Consider the following 21,759-nt stretch of genomic DNA (forward strand, 5'->3'; position numbering starts at 1 on the left):
CTCCATTTTGAGTCGTTGGTTTTCTTTCCGTAATGCAATAAGTTCATTTTCTTCTGGAGAGCGGTTGTCCTTCTCTGAGAAGGAACCTGTTTGGTGGGCTTGTTTAATCCAGCGATCCAATGCAGATGCACTCAACTCATACTCACTTACAATGTCTGCTCTTGATTTCCCATTTTCGTATAGCTGAACCATCTGTTTCTTGAATTCATCTGTAAATGTGCGTCTTATTCTTGGCATAGTAGATCCGCTCCTTGTTATGATGTGTTAATTCTACTAGCCCTTAATTTTTCTGTCCAACTAAGTGTAGCCGATCTAACACATAATGAAAACAAGCAGCTTTCATGCCCCTCCCCTTTAATATACATTACATCCCCCACAAAAGTTTCCACGGACTAACAAATAAAAAACCCCTCCCATAAAGGAAGGGTCTCAACCTATACAAATCAATACCATTACTTCTTAGCTGCATATTTCCGCATATCGAAGGCAACAGCCGCTACGATAATCGATCCTTTAATAATCAACTGCCAATACGGGCTTACGCCGATGAAGGTCAAACCGTAGTTAATGACCGTAAAAATAAGCACGCCCGTCACTACACCAGGAACCGTTCCGATGCCCCCAGTGGTTGACACGCCGCCGACTACGCAAGCGGCAATCGCATCCAATTCGTACATATTTCCGTAGTTATTCGTCGCTCCCCCGGTTCTTGCCGCTTCGAGAACCCCGGCCAGGCCATACAACGCGCCAGCAATGGCATAGATATACACTAGGTTTTTGCCTACATTAATGCCTGATACCCTTGCTGCCTGCTGATTCCCGCCGATCGCATACATGTTTTTGCCCAATCTCGTTTGGTTGAACACAACCCATACGATAAACGCAACTGCGATTGCAATCACCACAATAATCGGAATGGATACGCCGCCATATCCGATGCTTCCTGTACCGAAATATTCTTTAAAATCAGGCCGCAAGCCGCCGATCGGCTGCGAATGATTTGGAGCCGTGTCAAAGTACAAGGAGTTGACGCCATACACAGCCACCATCGTACCTAAAGTCGCTATGAATGGAGGCACCTTGAACTTCGCGACGATTATACCGTTAATGAGTCCAAATATTAGGCCTACAACGACTGCTAGTAGAATCGGCACGAATAACGGCAGTTCCTCCAGATCAGGGAAAAACCTGCGCGCATAATCGGTTGTCTGCAGCATGGACGCCGATACGACCGCGGATAAACCCACAATTCTGCCTGCAGACAAGTCCGTACCGCCTGTAATGAGCACAAATGCAACGCCCAGGGCGATAATGACCCGTGTAGATGACTGATTCAGGATATCCCGGAGTGGATTTAATCCTATAAATGAAGGATCGTAAATCGCAATTCCAATGATAAGAACAGCCAAAACCATATAGATGACATTTTGGGAAATAAAAGTTTGAATTCGCTTCGCGTTCATCGTAGATCTCACCTTTCTCTGCCGCTTAATGCTGCGCCGCTAACCGCATAATTTCCTCTTCCGTCGCTTCCTTCCCATTCAAAATCCCGGTTAACCGCCCTTCGGACATGACCATAATGCGATCCGACATCCCGATGAGTTCCGGCATTTCCGAAGAGATCATAATAATGCTCTTGCCCTGCAAGGCCAGTTCAGCAATGATCGAGTAAATTTCATATTTAGCCCCAACGTCAATGCCGCGGGTAGGCTCATCCAACAGCAATATATCCGGTTCCGTCAGGAGCCAGCGTGCAAACAGCACCTTTTGCTGGTTCCCGCCAGACAGGTTCATGATGAGTTCGCGCGTAGACGGTGTTTTGGTTCTCAATTTCTGAACCATCGCATCCACTTCCGCCTTCTTCTTCTTCCCGTCTAACAGGAAATAAGGCTTGCGATAGCGCTCCAAATTCGCGATTGCCGCATTCTCATGAACCGATAACACCGGGAAAATGCCTGTCACGCGACGTTCCTCCGTTAACAATGCCATACCATGTTTCTTCGCAATGACGGGAGAATCGATCCGTACCTCATTGCCTTGAATCGAGATGGTACCCGATTGAATGTCCCGAAGTCCGAATAAGGCCTCCATCAATTCGGTGCGCTGTGCGCCTACCAATCCGCCGATCCCAACGATTTCACCACGGTGCAAGTCAAAACTCACATGGTTGAACGATTTTGGTAGAGGGGAGGTCAGTCCTTGAACTCGCATCACAACCTCGCCGGGCACGTTGTTCCGTGGTGGGAATCGGTTCGTCAAATCGCGTCCAACCATTCGAGAAATAATCAGATCCGTTGTTAATTCGGATGCCGGCCACGTCCCGATTTTTTTCCCGTCTCTCATAATTGTCACTTCATCCGATATCTGAAGGATTTCTTCCATTTTGTGCGATATATAAATAATGGCGACGCCATTTTTTTTCAACTCTCGAATGATTCGGAACAGTTGCTCAACCTCGACATCAGTAAGCGATGACGTCGGTTCATCCATCACAATGATACGGGAATGGAACGATACCGCCTTGGCAATTTCGATGGATTGGATTTTGGAAACCGATAACGTATGAACCATTGTCTCGGGCTGCAACTCGATGTCCAGCTGTTTGAATAAATCACGCGTATCTCGCGCCATGCGCTTATGATCGATAAATTGAATAGGGCCAATCCCTCTCGTCGGGAATCGTCCCAGCCAAATATTCTCCATCACATTTCGGTAAGGTACAGGGTGAAGCTCCTGATGAATCATCGATATCCCGATATTCAATGCCGTTTTGGAGTTCGGAATCTGCACAGCTTCGCCATTCACCATAATCTCGCCTTCATCAGGGGTATAGATCCCGAAGAGGCATTTCATTAACGTTGATTTGCCCGCTCCATTTTCGCCCATCAGTGCATGTACGGTTCCAGGCCGCACTTGCAGCGTCACTTGATCCAACGCCTTAACTCCTGGAAATTCCTTGGAGATGTTGTTCATTTCGAGCACAAACTCATGCTGTCCCATCCCTTTCGCCCCCTAAGTCTCTTCGTAAAAAGAGGAGGTACGAATAACGAATCATTCTACCTCCCCAACTTGAAGCCAATAGTTCAACGGTTCACATTACTTCGCTTCAGCCATATTGTCTTTCGTAATTTTCTTATAAGAAATCCAGATATAATGATTATCCGTGATCTCATAGCCGACATTTTCCTTCGTAGGTTTCTCGCCCTTCGCCAGCACGCTTGCAAGCGTGATCGCAGCCTTTCCTTGGTTCTTCGCATCATTCAGAACGGTTCCAAGCAGGGTTCCTTCTTCCAATGCCTGCAGCGCCGGCGCTGTCGCGTCGACACCTACCACAGGAATGAATTTGTTATCCTTGAAATAGCCATTCGCCTTCAATGCCTCAATGGCGCCCAAGGCCATATCGTCATTGTTCGCAAAGACGGCTTCAATCTTATCGCCATGTGCAGCCAAGAACGCCGCCATCTTCTCTTGCCCTTTTACGCGATCCCACATCCCGGTATCTTCCTGCAGCTTCTCAACTTTAATCCCCGCGTCTTCGATCGCTTGGATCGAGTACTTCGTACGGAGTTCAGCATCCTGATGACCAGGCTCCCCTTTTAACATGACATATTGCAAAACGCCATCCTTGTTCTTATCCGCTCCCGGGTTCGCCTTCCAGTAATCCGCAATGAGCTGACCGGACATCGTACCGGATTCTTCGGCCTTTGCACCAACATAATAGACTTTATCCCATTTCTTCATATCTTCCGGCAGCGGCTCGCGATTCAGAAATACAACCGGAATGTCTTTGGCCATCGCCTTATCGATAATGACACCCGCTGCCGTACGGTCAACAGGGTTAACGACCAAGGCTTTAACCCCTTTCGTGATGAACAAATCCACTTTATCGTTTTGGGTCGGCTGTGAATTCTGACTGTCCACGATATCGGCTTGGGCAATCCCTTTCGCTGAATCCGAAATCGCATTCCGTACGCCTGTCATGAACGTATCGTCGAACTTATAAATCGCAACACCTACTTGGGGTTCACTGCCGCCATTCCCACCTGAACTTTTCCCGTTTGCGCAGCCGCTAACAACTGTCGCAATTAATGCACTCGCCAGAATCAAAGCTGATACTTTCTTCATCTGATCAAGACCTCCTCAACATCATTCCTGAATACCCTAGAAAAGAATACGCTTTCATTATGATGGATTCTCATGGGATCCGGTATCGAAAATCCTCCTGAGTTCTATCGAAATTCTCATCACCTTGCGCACTGAGTTATTTTACAAACGGAAACAACAGCTTCTGGTTTTCTGGCCACAGCATATTGTCCAGATCAATTAGCTTAACGCCTGTATCTATTCTTTCAGGTACGTTTCGCCCCTCAATAATGTCGACGGCGTACTTCACGGCGAGATATCCGTTATTAAATGGATTCTGAAGAACCAACCCCTGAACAACTCCATCCTGCAACAACCCCATTGTCTCGGGTGGACTATCGAATGCGATCACCTTCACACTTCCACCATGGCCGGATCGTTGAACCTCACGCCCTACGCCAATTGAAGATTCTGCATTAAGTGCGACTATCCCATCCAGACTCGGATATTGTGCGAGCCATCTGCGTGTGATCTCCTCCGCATTTCGTTGATTGGACTGTGAATATTGAATATCCACTACACGAACATTAGGAAATCTGGCCACATAATCTTGAAACCCTTCTTCCCGTTGATTCGCATTTTTGGCTGCCGCTACAAAGTTCATGACCGCAATTTGACCCGATTCATGAATCAATTCGATCATTCGCTTCGCGGCCAGCTGCCCTGCTTCATAATTGTTCGTACCGACATACGTCTTCACACGTGCGGATCCAACCTCTGAGTCGATGGATATGATCGGTATGTTTTCATAGGCAATTCGATCAGTCGCTTGTGCTAACCCCATATAATCACTCGCTGCAAGAATGATGGCATCCGGACGGTTCTGAATGGATTGATTCACTAATTCAATCTGACCTGGAATATCATCTTCATGATTCGGAGCCAAGAATTGAAGCTTCACATTGAATTCCTTGGCTGCAGCCTCAGCCCCGCTCTTCAGCGTGTTCCAGTAATCGCCTTGATTCATTTTGACGATCAGGTCAATGGTGAGCATATTATCCGACATCATATTGGACTGGATGGAACAGGACGACAGCGAGAAGGAGAGTGATAAAATCACGATTAACAATAGATTCATTCTTCGATTCACGACTCTGCCTCCCTATCATCCCGGACAATGGGAAGCCAGATTTTGACCGTTGTGCCTTCTTCCAGCTCACTCTCGAACTCCAGACCGTAGCCTTGACCGAAGCATAGCTGGATCCGATCATGTACATTTTTCACGCCAACGCCTGACCCACTTTCACTTCTTACCTTCTTCGTTAGAAGACTGTTCACAATCTGAGGACTCATGCCTAATCCGTTATCCGTTACTTGCAGCATCAACTTATCTTCTACAATAGCGGCTGTTATGGTGATCTTCCCTTCCTCCTGCATCATCTCAATCCCATGCACGATCGCATTTTCGACAATTGGCTGCAAAATAAGCTTCATGGTCATACAATCCAATGCCTCATCCTGGATATCTATTGCATATTGAAATTTGCGTTTATAACGGATGGTCTGAATGATTAAGTAATGTCTGACATGTTCAATCTCTTCTTGCACGGTGATGATGTTCTTCCCTTTGCTCAGGCTAATCCGGAAAAATCGCGATAAGGATGTAATTGCTGTAACAGCCTCCCTTGTTTCTCCCCGCTCCGATAGCCGGATGACCGAATTCAAGGTGTTGTATAGGAAGTGTGGATTGATCTGTGCCTGCAGCACATCAAGTTCACTCTTTCGCTTCGCCTCTTGCTCCACAATAATCTGATCCATTAACTGCCGAATTTGCCGAAGCATCATGTTGAACCTACTGGACAATTGGTCCACTTCATAAATGCCCATCGTCGAGATCGGTACTGTAAAATCCCCTTCCCCCACGCTCTTTACCGATTTCGCTAAATTCTGAATGGGCAGTGAGATTCTCGCAGAGACGACGATCGACACGAATAGAACGATCAGAATGACGATGACGAGAAACCACAGTATAAAGGTATTTAGTTCAGACTTGGTTGTTACGATCTCATCTTTGTAGGCGACGCCTACAACTTTCCAGCCGATCGGATTTACCGTTTTGACGGTAATCAGCTTGCTCTCGTCATTGCTGCTATCTTGGAAGCTTCCATATGCGTAGGTAAGGACGCGTTCTAAGTTCTCATACTTTAACCCTGCATAAATCAGTTGCTGCTGCGGATGGTAGACGATGTTGCCGAACGAATCGATAATGTAGATATAGCCCCTCTTGCCAAAGGATACTTGCTTGCTTAATTCGTTGATCGTCTTGAAGTTCATATCGATAACTAGCACACCCTGATCGGGCTGCCCTCCCCCTGTACGATACCCAGCTTGCTTACTGATGGAGACGGCCCATTTGTAAGTGGTTTTAAATAAATTCTGAATATGAGGCGAGGAGAACGATAATTGATCTGGGCGCGCCATAGCGGCCTCGAACCAGCTTTGCCGCTCTAATTGTGTATTGCTCCGCATGGTCAGTTGAGGAGTGTTGAAGACCAGCTTTCCTTGCTTGGTAAACAAGGCGATCGAAATCAAATCTTCTCTTGTTTTCATAATAGATTTCAGCTGCTCTACTAAAATAGGATTCGTCACAGAAGGACTCCTACGAATCAGGTCCTGAACGACGTCGAAGATACTTGTAATGTTGTTCACATATATCTCCAAATTATAATTGACCTGCTCTACGACTTGTTGAATATTCAAGTCCGCATTTGTCTCCGCCGTACTGGAAAATTTGTTATACAGCATGATGCTGACCATACACACCGCCGCAACGGTTATGAATATAAATGTTTTTGCGATAATAAACTGAATGCTCTTGACGTTGATCATGCCACCTTCACCCTCGATCCCGATTGCGGTATTCCTTGGGCGACAATCCGTAGCGCTTGCGGAAGCTAAAGCTGAAATAATTCGGATCCGCATACCCAACCCTCTCACCGATCTCGAACGCTTTGAGATCCGTTGACCGCAGCAGCTCCTTCGCCGCTTCCATTCTCAGCTCCAGTAGGTAGCTTACGAAGGTGGTTTTGGCTTCCTTCTTAAAAATATGACTGAAGTAGCCTGTGCTGATGTGCAAATGCCTGCACACCGTATGAATCGAAATATCCAGATCCGCATAATGAAGCTTCATATACGCTTTTGCGTCATCCACCAGCTTCTTGTAGCCAGTCTGCCGCTCGACGGCGATGCAATTCATAATTTTCATACATTGATGAAGCATCCAATTCTTTGCCTCTGACGCATTATTGCATTGATAGATTTCCATCAATGGATGTGCGGCACCTCCGAGGAACTGCTCGTAGTTGACGTCCATATCTTTCGCCACTTTCATCATGGCTGTCCAAATTTCGATCCAATAGATTTGAAAATCTTGCAGCGAAACCGTGCTGGATTCCACGACATCAAATAACTCGCCCATCATCGCTTGCGCTTCTTCTATCGTCCCTACCTTCATACAGCGGATTAAGGCCTGCTCCTTCATGTCGTCGAATACAAGTGGATTCACCCGCTTCGCCTCTACATCTTCAATCCAGATGACGCGATGATTTCCGTGAATCAATCGATAATGCAGTGCTTGTACCGCTTCCTGGTAAGAAGATGCCAACTCGGACAAATCATTCACGACAGTTCCCACGCCAATCGTTACCGTTATTTTGAGAAATCGATGGACACTCTGAAGAATTTCTTCTACGATCCCGATCGTCTCCTGACTCATCCTATCTCCCTCTCGGCTTGCGCTCATCGTTAACACAATGACATGATCATGGTGAATAAATACCCGTCCCGACATATGCTTCAGCACAAGCTCCTCAGCAATATTGCATATGGCGAATTGCAATAAATAACGGTTCTTCTCTTCTTTGTTATGATCCATTTGAATCGCAGAGACCAAGTAAGCGATACCCGATAAATCAATCTCATAGCGCTCACATTTCTCTTGAATGTCCTCCAAAGAGCATTTGCCGGTAAGAAGAGAAGATAGAAACACATGCTGCAATACAGGTAAGCTCTTTCGATAATGATCCTGTAGCGTTAGTAGATTGTTCTTCTCCGCAACCTCCTGATCCATCTGCTGCTTGACCTTCACCAATGCGGCTTGCAAATCCGCAGCGGAAAATGGCTTGAGCACGTATTCGTCTATATGGAGTTTGATCGCCTTCTGCGCATATTCAAATTCATCGTAGCCCGTTAATATCATTATTTTCATTGAAGGATCATGACTGCGAATCCACTCCGCTAGCTGCAATCCATTCATGAAAGGCATATGAATATCGGTCACCACAATATCCGGTTGCAATCTTTCTATGTACTCCATTGCCTCTTGACCATTCTCTGACGTCTCCACGACTGTAAACCCTAATGACTCCCAATCCATTTCATGCAGCACACCTTCTCGTACGTCTTCTTCATCATCAACGAGTATTAATTTGTACATGGACATCCCCCTTTTATGAGAAAAGTTGAAAAAAAAGCCGGCAATCGAATGCAAGCGTAAAGTCGCTTTCAATTACCGGCTGTTGCTCGTATGAAATTATTATTCGCTAGTGAATTGACTTCACCTGTATAATTCGGAATTAATTGACCGAATCTTCCGCATGCCAGTCTTTATCTAACCCCATTTATAATGTCTTGAATTTGTTGAATGTGCCTTTCTTCATGTACATACGTTGATTTCACCCAATCAATCAATAACATCTCTTTAAAGGCAGGGTGAACAAAATGTCTTCTACTCAGTATCGATGGATCCTCTAAGGCGTTTAGCATCTCAACAAATTGTTGTCTAGAAATGTTTAGCTTTGCAATGATGTCTTCATATTCGAAACGTTCATCCGTTGGCTTTACAATGTCCGGAGCCGCTAGCTTTATTTTTCTGTCTAGTAAAGAATCGATTGGCTTGTGTTCCACGGATGATTCTTCTGTGTTCTGTAACCCTCTCTTAATGGCTACGACATATACTTCTTCCACCTTGGCAAGGTGCTGACATATCTGACCAATACTCCAACTATCTTCGTCTTTCCGTTCGTTTAATTGGTCTTCAGTTAATCCTTTCAGAATTCCGAGCAGTTTGTCTCTTGTTTCTTTTATGTTTTGCTTGATTTCTTCCAGTTCCATAGAAACCTCCCTTTCATTAATTGTTGTGATGAAACGTTTGGAACATTACGAAGTGGTTGTCAGGTGGCTGTAAAATTGCACAATAGATGGGGCTGCACGATGCGGATAAACGTAATTGCCGATGTATGACTGGGCTGCTACTATCATATGTAAATACATTTCATTTAGAATATTCTGCAAAATGCCTTCCTGTTCCTTCCTCTCCGGGAGTCATCCAGTGTACGAGAGCAAAAAAAGACAGCGTGACTCCTCCTTAACTAGGATTTCGCTGTCTTTTCTACTTGTTTAAGAGCTAACGTAATGGCTCATGAAACTATCAAATCAACTTCCGGCTGTACCACTTCTCCCCGCGGAAGCGCCAGAGGAAGACGGAGCCTCGGATCCCCCACTCTATGACCATTGCAATCCATACCCCTAAGATACCAAGGCCAAGCGGTATCCCGAGTACATAGCCCAGAATGACACGGAACAACCACATCGTGAGCATAGCAGTAATCGAAGTAAAGTTGGAATCACCCGCTGCACGAAGAGCCGATGGCATTATAAAGCTGATCGACCATAAAAATGGCTGGGTAATCGCAATCAGCACCGTAAGTTTAAAGATCTCCGGAATGATCTCCGCCGGAGGAGAGAACAATCTCACGATCCAAGGGAATAAAGGCATGAGAATCACTGCCGCAATAACGAATATGATGGAGGACAGCCACAGGAAAGACTTGATAAACTTCCTCGCGTCCTCAATGTTGCGTCGTCCGATGCATTGGCCTACGACCGTGACGATCGCGATGCTTAAGGCATTCGCTCCGATCTGGAACACAAGCGATATGGAGCCGCTTATGGCATTGACCGTGATCGCAAGCGTACCGAGCTGAACGATAAACGTCTGCGTCAGCAGCTTCCCGCCGTTGAAGAACATCTGCTCCGCTGCAAATGGAACGCCGATAATCATAATTTTTTTCAAAATCGAAAAATCCAACTTCAGTGCATTCTGAATTCGGAACTGCAGCGTCTGATTTATCTTCAACAAATAAATTAACGATATCACCATCCCCAGCACACGAGCCGTAAGCATGGAAATGATCAATCCGACTACGCCCATATCGAGTACCGTAATGAACAATATATTCAGAAACAGGTAGGTCAAGTTCATAATGAACGATAGACCCAAGCAGGCCTTCGTCTCTGCCACGCCGCGCAACGCCCCCGTCACAGCTTGGAAAATTGCAATGAATGGGTACGTGAGGCAGCTCCCGATCAAAAAGATCCTTGCGTTATCCAGTACATCCGCTTCCGCACGACCGAACAATAAGTCCAGTGTGGGGTTATGAAAAATAATAACGACCGCGCTGATCAAGATCGACAGCAGTGCAACTGCCGATATGGCTTGAGCAGCTGACTTCGAAACCATATCCGCATTGCCCCTGCCTTTATACTGTGCGACGATGACGGTTCCCCCCGTCGCCACAGCTACAAACACGTTGACCAAGAAGATGTTCAACGAGTCCACCATGCTGACCGCACTTACCGCCGCTACCCCTGAGGAGCTGATCATGGCCGTATTCAACAGGCTCATCAAAATAATAAAAGCTTGATCCACAAATATCGGAATAATAATCGCGATAATTTGCTTATAATCAAGCGTTTCTCCTGTGAAATATTTATTCAACAGGAAGGTCGTTCTTCTCTTTATACTGGGAACAATTGTACTCACCGTATCATCTCTTCTTCGTGTATTGTGCCAAGGATCCCCTTGACCTCACATAGTGACGCACTATTATACCACTCTTTAGAGGAGATGAAAGTGAGGTGTGTGTCCTTATTTACGCATATTTCGTGGTTTCCGAGCACCGCACTCGCTTTTGCAGTCATTTTATGTACATATAGCAGAGATGCGGCTTCTTACTCGCCTTCACATCATGTCCAATCATAATGAAACATACTTTACCTTCGGCGTGCAACCTTAGGGTGGGTTTTTACTTTCTCTTGTTGTTATGATTTGAGCCAGGCGAAGTTGCCTCTTCCTCTAATCTACTTAACTACTGTAGTTCCCCATCCATCGTATTCACCATGACATTCACCTGCTAAATCAACAAGAATATCCGTAACTTCATTTATCGAATGGAAGTCGACGTAATCAGAACGATAGATATGAGAATAAATTTTATCGTCATTAGGAGCATCTGAATCGATTTCGAATCCCAAAAGTTTAACCTTAGCATCGAAATACTCTTTATCTTCAATAGATTGAAAATAGACCCAATGATCTACCTGTCTCACATCTTCAAATGTATCCCCTGACTCTCGTAATTGATCGACAACTTTTCGATTCCCCATATGTTGAATTTGATATTTGTCGGGGTAAAGGTACTCAAAATAAAAATCCCAAGGATTTTCCTCTTCAAGATGAAGAACCTCTATCTCATATCCATGTTCCAAAAAATACGTCTCTGCTGCTTTCTCTAGCTCGTAAGGTTTAGAAAAATAATAAAATACATCCCGTATCCCATCAGTAGTCACCCTGCCAACATGGAATCCAAAATCTGCACTTTCATCATTGATTTTATCTTCTAGGTCGTTGATTAATTCAGCCTCTTCATTAATTGGAGTACCGCTTTCTCCAGGGTTTTTGATTCGTATTCTTAAAACCATCGGATGTGGATACTCAGATTTCTCAATCTCCTTCCAGATATCCATATCCAATACAACTGATGCAAACTTACCTTCAATCTCACAAAAATAAATATCCCAATGATCAGACATATCGATCTATACCTCCTCAGGAAATCTCATCTTCTTCATACTATTCGCGAACCAAGTGCTTAGCCAAACATATATTACGACAAAACCTATACCCAATCTTTCGTGTATTGTTGCTTCCTGCTTTTATTTCTTTAAACGTAATTCAAAATCTTGACATGCGATAACGAAAACCTCGTCATATGTATATATTACATATTGCTTTAATTCCAGACCTCTTGCATTCTTTATATCTCTAAGTATTTTTGTATTACCTATTTCTACGAAGCTACTACTTTCATGATATGAATGATCAAACATCTGTAAACTTACATCTAACTCAACCATATTAAAGTAATAAACTTTCTTGAATAGCAATTCGTATTTAATAAACTCATCATCATCTGATTCTGTGCATAATCCTCCACTTATCTCACCAATTAATGTAACTTCATTCTTTTGATAATTGAATTGAATATCATCAAGGAAGATCGCGTCTCTTCCATGAATTTCACCCAATTCGGTTTTTATAGCTTTGATTTGTTCCATCTCTCTCATACCTTTCTAGCCCGATGCGTAAATAGTTGTTAGGTGATGTTCATCTTTTCCAGAGTTCTCGATCATAGAAGTCTAATTCGAAATGTTATTTTCATTTTTATTTTCCCTTAGATGAATTTCGTTGACAAAATGTTCCTCGAAATAGCAAATGGTACAAGACCTATTGTAAGCTTTTATTTGGAAAAGACAATAAGCCATACGTAAATGATATAGGTTTTAAGAGTTCTATAACAACGAGCGTTTTCCAAATAGACTAAACAACCTTAGTCCGGTTCAATACCGAACTAAGGTTGCTTAAAGGCTGCTTCTTTAGTGATGTCTACTTGACGAGAGTTTAGCAAGGCTCCAATCACAATGGAGCTGCTGCGAGGTTACATATATGCTCAGTTTAGATGTCAATCCTGGAATCATGTGAGATCGAAACCAAGTTACACAGCCATAGCACTACACGTGCTGGATCAAGCTTCTCATCTCATTCACTGGTAAGTATCCGGAATTTTGCAAGTAGGTCACGATTTTTTGCATATACAGTGCATCAATTTTCGGCCAATAAAATCCGGCCTTGCTTAAGGCGATTTGTGTTTGTAACGAATCATGCTTGACAATGGCATAATCGCCTTCAAGCTGTTCTCCAGCTGCCATTAACATTTGAATGTCATGAATGTGCTTATCATCCTGAGATAATCGAAGCATAAGATCCTGGAACGCCGCACCATCCAACAATTCAATCGCATGCCCTGACTTGTATAGCAATTGCACGACCTCGCCGAGTCCCACTTTATGATGATTGTACAAATGGAAAACGTAGTTTTCCCCAGCGCTTGCATCTGCTTTTATTAAGGCAACGACGGCTCTGCTGCACGCATCAACAGGAGTAAACTCTATATCATTAGATATGAATTGGTTCGATGCAACCCCATGTTGCAACATAAATTTGAAGCGGCTCATAAATGCATTGTCCGCGATATTATGTTGATGTTGCCCATCACTGTGCCGGTTGGTCAGATTGCCCACCCGGTAAATGGCAGCGTCCACCCCATTCGAGATCGCTTGGAACAGTGCATGTTCCGCCCAAAATTTACTTTTCACATACACATTATCCTCATAATTTTGTTGTACGTAAAAATCATTTTCGGTAAATACATGCTGCTCTTCCCCAAATGTTATATGACCTGATACGCTCATCGTGGACATATAATGCAGTCTTTTATTACGCCCTACGAACGATATAAGCTCTTCCAGTGTTGTCACATTCGCTTTTTCAAAATCAGCGTAATTACCGAAGTGTTTGGTCAACGCGGCAGAATGAATGACACTATTGATCGTACTGTCAAGTTGAGCATATTCAGCATCGCTTAAGCCGAATTGTTTCTCAGACAAATCCCCCTTTACGATAACAACCCGGCTGCTTAGCATAACTTTATACTTTTCAAACTTGTCATGAAAGTAAAAGGAAATCTGTTCCAACAACCGATTCCTCGGGTCACTTCCCCGGATCAAACAGTATACTCTGCTATTGGTTCCATCCAGCAGCTCCGCAAGTAAATGTATGCCCAGGTAACCCGTGACCCCTGTAAGCAATACATTACCGATAGGGTCGTAGGTTGCATGAGCGATGTCTTTCTTCGGAGGCTTGAGAAATTGCAGCCTAGATGTATCGGAATGCAAGTATTTTTTTGAACCATGGTCAATCTTTTGCGCGATTTTTTGTATGGTTTGCAGATCGTAGTAATCCTTAACCGTTACATGCCATCCTTCTGTCAGCCCTTTTGCCAATGCCTCCATAATTTTCATGGAGTGTCCGCCTAAGTCAAAGAAGGAATCGTGGACGCCAATTGAAGTTTCCTTCATCCCTAACACGCTTGACCAAATCTGTACAAGTTTTCTCTCTGTTGCATGACGAGGCGCGATATAACTTGCAGATGTTTGCAGTACACTGTCGATTTTCGGGAGAGATTTCGTATCGATTTTCCCGTTCGGCGTTAACGGCAAACTGTCCAGTTGCACAAAATAGGTCGGCACCATATAGCTTGGCAAGCGCTCGCTCAAGTATGTCCGCCATTCCTGTGCGCTTCCTTCTCCGACCAGATACGCCGCCAGTTGCTTTTCCCCCGGCCTATCTTCCCGCACGATGACGACAGCTTGCTTGATCGCCGGCAACTGACTTAACACCATTTCAATCTCTCCGAGCTCAATCCGGAATCCTCTGATTTTCACTTGGTCGTCGATCCTGCTTACATAGATCAGGTTGCCGTCCGGCTGATACTTTACAGCATCTCCCGTTCTGTACATTTTCGCTCCAGACTCACCGCTGAAAGGATCCGGAAGGAATCGCTCCTCCGTCAGCTCTGGACGATTCAAGTATCCACGAGTGACCCCGGCCCCACCAATGTACAGCTCCCCAACGACACCGATTGGTACAGGTTGTTGATGGCGATCCAACACGTATAACTTCGTATTCGCTATTGGCCCTCCAATCGGCGGTACGCCCTCCTGCAAAGGGCTGACCTCCGTTGCTGTAGCCACGACTGTACACTCTGTAGGACCGTAGTTGTTGATGAGTGCAAAAGGCAATGAAGCTGGCGGAGACTGCCGCAGCAAATCCCCCCCCGTCAGCAAACAGCGTAACGATGTATGCGACGGCCAAGGCAGATGAATCATGATTTCGGCCATCTGCGTTGGCATAAAACCGATCGTAATTTGCTGGTCAACGACCCAATCCTGCAACGCTGCAGGATCCGTTCTTACGCTTTCCTTGCACACATACAAACTAGCGCCTCTGCTCAAACAGGGCCATATTTCTGCAACTGCAGCATCAAATGCGATGCTTGCTATTTGACTCACACGATCCTGCTCCGTAACTTGAAAAAATTGCTGATGCCAGAACACCATATTGATCAGTGTGTGATGTTCGACCATAACCCCTTTCGGATTCCCTGTAGTTCCTGAGGTGTAAATCAGATAGGCCATGTTGTGCGGCGTCGTGGCGATTGACGGATTCCGGTCGCTCTCCTGTGACAGCATCTCCTGATCGGCAGCGCTGTCCAGACAGATGCGCGTAATCGGCTCCGGCACCCAACCGCTTGCCTCACTCTGGGTCACCATCAACTCAATTCCCGCATCCTGGGCCATGTAAGTCAAACGCTGCTGCGGATACGACGGATCCATCGGCACATACGCGCCACCAGCTTTTAAGATCCCCAGGATCCCAACGATCAGATCCGCCGAGCGTTCCATGCAGATCCCAACCAGCGTCTCCGACTTCACGCCTTTCTTCCGCAAGTAGTGCGCCAGTTGGTTCGCCCGCGCATTCAGTTCCCCATACGTCAGCTGGCGATCCTCGTCAACGACTGCCACCGCCTCCGGCCGTGCCGCCGCCTGCTCCTCGAACAGCTCCTGAATTACCGGATCCCGTGGATACGCCGTCTCCGTCCGGTTCCATATCTCCAGTTGCTGCTTCGTTTCTGCTTCGCTAATCAACTGCATCTGGCCTATCGATCGCTCTGGATGCTCCGCCACTTCATGCAGCCATCGCTCGAAGTGTACCGCCATCCGCTCGATGGTTGACGCGTCGAATAAGTCCGTGCTGTATTCGAAGCTGACGCGCATACCCTCTTCGGCTTCTTGCACGCCTACCGTCAAGTCGAACTTCGCGACCGACATAAAGCTGCTTATCGTATCCATCCGGCGTTCCGAGTCCATTGGCAGCTCGCTCGGACGGCTTTGAAGCGTAAATACCGTCTGAAACAATGGCGCATAGCTCGCCGACCGCTCCGGCTGCAGCGCCGCCACGATCTTCTCGAACGGGATGTCCTGATGCTCCTGCGCTTTCCATGCTTTCCCGCGCACTTGCGACACCAACTCCCGGAAGCTCGGATTGGCCGACACATCCGCACGGTACACCAGGGTGTTGACAAAGAATCCAATCATCCCCTCAATTTCCTCGTAATGCCGGTTCGCAATCGGACTGCCGACGGCGATATCTGTCTGTCCCGTATAGCGGGAGAGGAAACCTTGGTAGGCTGCGAGCAGTGTCATGAATAACGTCGCTCCCTCTTGACGACTAAACGCTTTTAACTTGACGAGCAAAGCGGCTGGAAGATCCACTTCATACAGCTCTCCCCGATAGCTTTGCTGCGCTGGACGCGGACGATCCGTCGGCAGCTGCAGCACTGGCAGTTCCCCGCCTAGCTCTTCCTCCCAGTACGCCAACTGACGGTTCATCACGTCTTCGCTCAGCCAGTTCCGCTGCCAATGCGCGTAGTCGGCATATTGCAAAGATAGCGGTGCCAATGCCGCTGGCTGCCCTCCCGCAAACGCCTCATATAGTGCGAGCCATTCCCGGACGAAAATGTCCAGCGACCATCCGTCAAATATGATATGGTGCAGCGTGCACAGCAGCACCCAATCGTTCTCGCCCATCGCGATGGCCTGCGCCCGGATTAACGGTCCCTCAGCCAGTTGGAACGGCTTGTCTGCCTCCTCTTGCATGAGCGACTTCATCTCGCGCTCTCTGTCCTCGCTTGCCAGATGGCGAAGGTCCGTCATAGGCAGACGCTCAGGCTGGTGTTCGCGAATGATCTGTACCGGCTCGCCGTTCGCCTCGCCAATGACGGTGCGCAGCGCTTCATGACGCTGGAGCAGCGCATCGTAGGCTTGTTCCAACGCCTCCAGCTTCCAAGCTCCCTGCAACCGCCATGCGCATGGAATATTGTACAGCGGACTGTTCGGTTCCAGTTGATCGAGGAACCAGAGCCGCTGCTGGGCATACGATGCTGGCATATGCACGCCTCGTTCCACCGCTTGAATCGGCGGACGTTTCTCCCCTTCTCCCCCTTGCGCTAACAGCGTTAATTGGCGGGATAAGCTCTCGATCGTCGGGTGCTGGAACAGGTCGCGCACCGCCACCTCCACGCCGAATACCTCGCGCAGACGCGAAACTGCCTGCGTCGCCAGCAGCGAGTGGCCTCCCAAATCAAAGAAGGAATCATAGATACCGATCCTCTCCACGCCAAGCAGTTGACCCCATACCGCCGATACGAGCTCCTCCGCTGGCGTTTGCGGCGCCGCATAGCCCTCTTGCGACGACACTGTCGGGATCGGCAGTGCCCGCGTATCGATCTTCCCGTTCGGCGTTAACGGCAAACTGTCCAGTTGCACAAAATACGTCGGCACCATATAGCTTGGCAATCGCTCGCTCAAGTATGTCCGCCATTCCTGTGCGCTGCCTTCTCCGACCAGATACGCCGCCAGTTGCTTTTCCCCCTTCCTGTCTTCCCGCACGATGACAACAGCTTGCTTGATCGCCGGCAACTGGCTAAGCACCATTTCAATCTCTCCGAGCTCAATCCGGAATCCTCTGATTTTCACTTGGTCGTCGATCCTGCTTACATAGATCAGGTTGCCGTCCGGCTGATACTTTACAGCATCTCCCGTTCTGTACATTCTCGCTCCAGACTCACCGCTGAAAGGATCCGGAAGGAATCGCTCCTCCGTCAGCTCTGGACGATTCAAGTATCCACGAGTGACCCCGGCCCCACCAATGTACAGCTCCCCGACGACACCGATTGGTACAGGTTGTTGATGGCGATCCAATACGTATAACTTCGTATTCGCTATTGGCCCTCCAATCGGCGGTACGCCCTCCTGCAAAGGGCTGACCTCTGTTGCTGTAGCTATGACTGTACACTCTGTAGGACCGTAGTTGTTGATGAGTGCAAAAGGCAATGAAGCTGGCGGAGACTGCCGCAGCAAATCCCCCCCCGTCAGCAAACAGCGTAACGATGTATGCGACGGCCAGGGCAGATGAATCATGATTTCGGCCATCTGCGTTGGCATAAAACTGATCGTAATTTGCTGGTCAACGACCCAATCCTGCAACGCTTCAGGATCCGTTCTTACGCTTTCCTTGCACACATACAAACTGGCGCCTCTGCTCAAGCAGGGCCATATTTCTGCAACTGCAGCATCGAATGCGATGCTTGCTATTTGACTCACACGATCCTGTTCCGTTACTTGATAAAATTGCTGATGCCAGAACACCATATTGATCAGTGTGTGATGTTCGACCATAACCCCTTTCGGATTCCCTGTAGTTCCTGAGGTGTAAATCAGATAGGCCATGTTGTGCGGCGTCGTGGCGATTGACGGATTCCGGTCGCTCTCCTGTGACAGCATCTCCTGATCGGCAGCGCTGTCCAGACAGATGCGCGTAATCGGCTCCGGCACCCATCCGCTTGCCTCCCTCTGGGTCACCATCAACTCAATTCCTGCATCGTGGGCCATGTAAGTCAGACGCTGCTGCGGATACGACGGATCCATTGGCACATACGCGCCACCAGCTTTTAAGATCCCCAGGATCCCGACGATCAGATCCGCCGAGCGTTCCATGCAGATCCCAACCAGCGTCTCCGGCTTCACGCCTTTCTTCCGCAAGTAGTGCGCCAGTTGGTTCGCCCGCGCATTCAGTTCCCCATACGTCAGCTGGCGATCCTCGTCAACGACTGCCACCGCCTCCGGCTGTGCCGCCGCCTGCTCCTCGAACAGTTCTTGAATTACCGGATCCCGTGGATACGCCGTCTCCGTCCGGTTCCATATCTCCAGTTGCTGCTTCGTTTCTGCTTCGCTAATCAACTGCATCTGGCCTATCGATCGCTCTGGATGCTCCGCCACTTCATGCAGCCATCGCTCGAAGTGTACCGCCATCCGCTCGATGGTTGACGCGTCGAACAAGTCCGTGCTGTATTCGAAGCTGACGCGCATCCCCTCTTCGACTTCTTGCACGCCTACCGTCAAGTCGAACTTCGAGACCGACATAAAGCTGCTTATCGTATCCATCCGGCATTCCGAGTCCACCGGCAGCTCGCTCGGACGGTTTTGCAGCGTAAACATCGTCTGAAACAATGGCGCATAGCTCGCCGACCGCTCCGGCTGCAGCGCCGCCACGATCTTCTCAAACGGGATGTCCTGATGCTCCTGCGCTTTCCATGCTTTCCCGCGCACTTGCGACACCAACTCCCGGAAGCTCGGATTGGCTGACACATCCGCACGGTGCACAAGGGTGTTGACAAAAAATCCGATCATCTCCTCGATTTCCCCGTAATGCCTGTTCGCAATCGGACTGCCGACGGCGATATCCGTCTGTCCCGTATAGCGGGAGAGGAAACCTTGGTAGGCGGCGAGCATCGTCATGAATAACGTTGCTCCCTCTTGACGACTGAGCGCTTTTAGCTTGATGAGCAAATCGGCCGGAAGATCCGCTTCATACCGCTCTCCCCGGTAGCTTTGCTGCGCTGGACGCGGACGATCCGTCGGCAGTTGCAGCACAGGCAGTTCCCCGCCCAGTTCTTCCTCCCAGTACGCCAACTGACGGTTCATCACGTCTTCGCTCAGCCAGTTCCGCTGCCAATGCGCGTAGTCGGCATATTGCAAAGATAGCGGTGCCAACTCCGCTGGCTGCCCTCCCGCAAACGCCTCATACAGCGCGAGCCATTCCCGTACAAAAATGTCCAGCGACCATCCGTCAAATATAATATGGTGCAGCGTGCACAGCAGCACCCAATCGTTCTCGCCCATCGCGATGGCCTGTGCACGGATTAACGGCCCCTCAGCCAGTTGGAACGGCTTATCTGCCTCCGCTTGCATGAGCGACTTCATCTCGCGCTCCCTGTCCTCGCTTGCCAGATGGCGAAGATCCGTCACAGGCAGACGCTCAGGCTGGTGTTCGCGAATAATCTGCACCGGCTCGCCGTTCGCCTCGCCAATGACAGTACGCAGCACTTCATGACGCTGGATCAGCGCATCGTAGGCTTGTTCCAACGCATCCAGCTTCCAGACTCCCTGCAACCGCCATGCGCATGGAATATTGTACAGCGGACTGTTCGGTTCCAGTTGATCGAGGAACCAGAGCCGCTGCTGGGCATACGATACCGGCATATACACGCCTCGTTCCACCGCTTGAATCGGCGGACGCTTCTCCCCTTCTCCACCTTGTGCTAACAGCGTTAATCGGCGGGATAAGCTCTCGATCGTCGGGTATTGGAACAGGTCGCGCACTGCCACCTCCACGCCGAACACCTCGCGCAGACGCGAAACTGCCTGCGTCGCCAGCAGCGAGTGGCCTCCCAAATCAAAGAAGGAATCATAGCTACCGATCCTCTCCACACCAAGCAGCTGGCTCCATACCGCCGCAACGAGCTCCTCCGCTGGCGTTTGTGGCGCTGCATAGCCCTCTTGATTCCACGACGACACTGTCGGAATCGGCAGTGCCCTCGTATCGATCTTCCCGTTCGGCGTTAACGGCAAACTGTCCAGTTGCACAAAATACGTCGGCACCATATAGCTTGGCAATCGCTCGCTCAAGTATGTCCGCCATTCCTGTGCGCTGCCTTCGCCGACCAGATACGCCGCCAGCTGCTTTTCCCCGGGCCTGTCTTCCCGCACGACGACGGACGCCTGCCGCAGAGTCGGATGCTGGCTGAGCATCGTCTCTATCTCACCGACTTCGATCCGGAATCCTCTGATTTTCACCTGTTTGTCCATCCGCCCTAAATAAACCAGATTCCCATCGGGCATCCACTTCACCCAATCCCCTGTCCGGTACATGCGCTCACCCGCAACGAACGGATTGGACACGAATTTGTCCGCTGTCAGGTCAGGCTGGTTCAAATACCCGCGCGCAACGCCGTCTCCGCCCAGACAAAGCTCCCCCGGCACGCCGACAGGATTTAAGTGATTGTGCTGATTGACCACATACGCCGTCGAGTTGCCTATCGGTTTACCGATAGGGATCTGTTCCTCATACGCACGATCACGGTCAATCAAGAAACACGTGGAGAACGTCGTATTCTCGGTCGGCCCGTACCCGTTCCACAGCGACAATTTAGGAGAAGAACGCAGCACCTGATTGACATGAACCGGCGACAACGCGTCCCCGCCGATGATGAGATGCTGAAGACCTGCGAACAGGGCAGCGTCTTTTTGAACAAGCTGGTTGAACAATGGAGATGTCAGCCACATCGTCGTCAACTTATGACGATGTACAAACGCCGCCAGCGCGGGCGCATCCAGCAACGTTTCCCTTGGGATCGGATACAGCGATCCTCCGTTTAGCAGCGCGCCGAACACTTCAAACGTGCTGGCATCGAACCCGATCGCACCGGTTTGAGCCATTCTATCTTCGGCGCTGAAAGGGATGTAGCCCGCTTGTTT

12 protein-coding genes and 1 pseudogene are annotated in these 21,759 nt (G+C 48.4%); 1 reads left to right on the forward strand and 12 read right to left on the reverse strand.

Annotation, left to right across the window (positions count from 1 at the left end; genetic code table 11):
* The 11 genes from BP95_RS0115825 to BP95_RS0115875 all read right to left on the reverse strand — a co-directional run.
* Positions 1 to 237, reverse strand: a 237-nt coding sequence (locus tag BP95_RS0115825; protein WP_028532696.1) for a transposase, incomplete at its 3' end; no start/stop codon positions are given.
* A 215-nt stretch (positions 238 to 452) separates the two neighbouring features.
* Positions 453 to 1,463, reverse strand: coding sequence for a galactose/methyl galactoside ABC transporter permease MglC (mglC, locus tag BP95_RS0115830; RefSeq protein WP_021256053.1), 1,011 nt, complete (start codon positions 1,461 to 1,463; stop codon positions 453 to 455).
* A 25-nt stretch (positions 1,464 to 1,488) separates the two neighbouring features.
* Positions 1,489 to 3,000, reverse strand: coding sequence for a sugar ABC transporter ATP-binding protein (locus tag BP95_RS0115835; RefSeq protein WP_028532697.1), 1,512 nt, complete (start codon positions 2,998 to 3,000; stop codon positions 1,489 to 1,491).
* A gap of 96 nt (positions 3,001 to 3,096) precedes the next feature.
* A complete protein-coding gene (locus tag BP95_RS0115840) occupies positions 3,097 to 4,125 on the reverse strand; it encodes a galactose ABC transporter substrate-binding protein (protein ID WP_028532698.1) in 1,029 nt (342 codons plus the stop codon).
* A gap of 136 nt (positions 4,126 to 4,261) precedes the next feature.
* Entirely contained in the window at positions 4,262 to 5,233 is a 972-nt protein-coding gene (locus BP95_RS0115845; RefSeq protein ID WP_028532699.1) for a substrate-binding domain-containing protein, read from the reverse strand.
* Positions 5,230 to 6,972, reverse strand: a complete 1,743-nt coding sequence (locus tag BP95_RS0115850; protein ID WP_036667181.1) for a sensor histidine kinase — start codon at positions 6,970 to 6,972, stop codon at positions 5,230 to 5,232. Before BP95_RS0115850 ends, BP95_RS0115845 begins: the two co-directional genes overlap by 4 nt.
* Before the next feature lie 7 nt (positions 6,973 to 6,979).
* Positions 6,980 to 8,578 carry a response regulator gene (locus tag BP95_RS0115855; RefSeq protein WP_028532701.1) on the reverse strand — a complete coding sequence of 533 codons (1,599 nt, stop codon included), beginning with the start codon at positions 8,576 to 8,578 and terminating at the stop codon, positions 6,980 to 6,982.
* A 170-nt stretch (positions 8,579 to 8,748) separates the two neighbouring features.
* Positions 8,749 to 9,255: a DinB family protein gene (locus BP95_RS0115860; RefSeq protein WP_028532702.1), complete on the reverse strand. Its 507-nt coding sequence runs from the start codon at positions 9,253 to 9,255 to the stop codon at positions 8,749 to 8,751.
* A 316-nt stretch (positions 9,256 to 9,571) separates the two neighbouring features.
* On the reverse strand, positions 9,572 to 10,966 hold the full coding sequence (locus tag BP95_RS0115865) for an MATE family efflux transporter (RefSeq protein ID WP_021260479.1): 1,395 nt from the start codon (positions 10,964 to 10,966) through the stop codon (positions 9,572 to 9,574).
* Between the two features lie 317 nt (positions 10,967 to 11,283).
* On the reverse strand, positions 11,284 to 12,015 hold the full coding sequence (locus tag BP95_RS0115870) for a DUF695 domain-containing protein (protein WP_028532703.1): 732 nt from the start codon (positions 12,013 to 12,015) through the stop codon (positions 11,284 to 11,286).
* Between the two features lie 123 nt (positions 12,016 to 12,138).
* Positions 12,139 to 12,540 carry a hypothetical protein gene (locus tag BP95_RS0115875; protein ID WP_028532704.1) on the reverse strand — a complete coding sequence of 134 codons (402 nt, stop codon included), beginning with the start codon at positions 12,538 to 12,540 and terminating at the stop codon, positions 12,139 to 12,141.
* 235 nt (positions 12,541 to 12,775) lie between these two features.
* Between BP95_RS0115875 and BP95_RS34590 the strand changes: the two are divergent.
* Positions 12,776 to 12,847, forward strand: a pseudogene (locus BP95_RS34590) (IS3 family transposase); the annotation flags it as partial.
* A 146-nt stretch (positions 12,848 to 12,993) separates the two neighbouring features.
* Here the strand turns inward: BP95_RS34590 and BP95_RS30555 are convergent.
* Positions 12,994 to 21,744 carry a non-ribosomal peptide synthetase gene (locus BP95_RS30555; protein ID WP_269321456.1) on the reverse strand — a complete coding sequence of 2,917 codons (8,751 nt, stop codon included), beginning with the start codon at positions 21,742 to 21,744 and terminating at the stop codon, positions 12,994 to 12,996.
* Positions 21,745 to 21,759 lie beyond the last annotated feature (15 nt).

Origin of the sequence: Paenibacillus sp. UNC217MF, assembly GCF_000686865.1 — a bacterium.
GTDB lineage: Bacteria > Bacillota > Bacilli > Paenibacillales > Paenibacillaceae > Paenibacillus_B > Paenibacillus_B suaedae.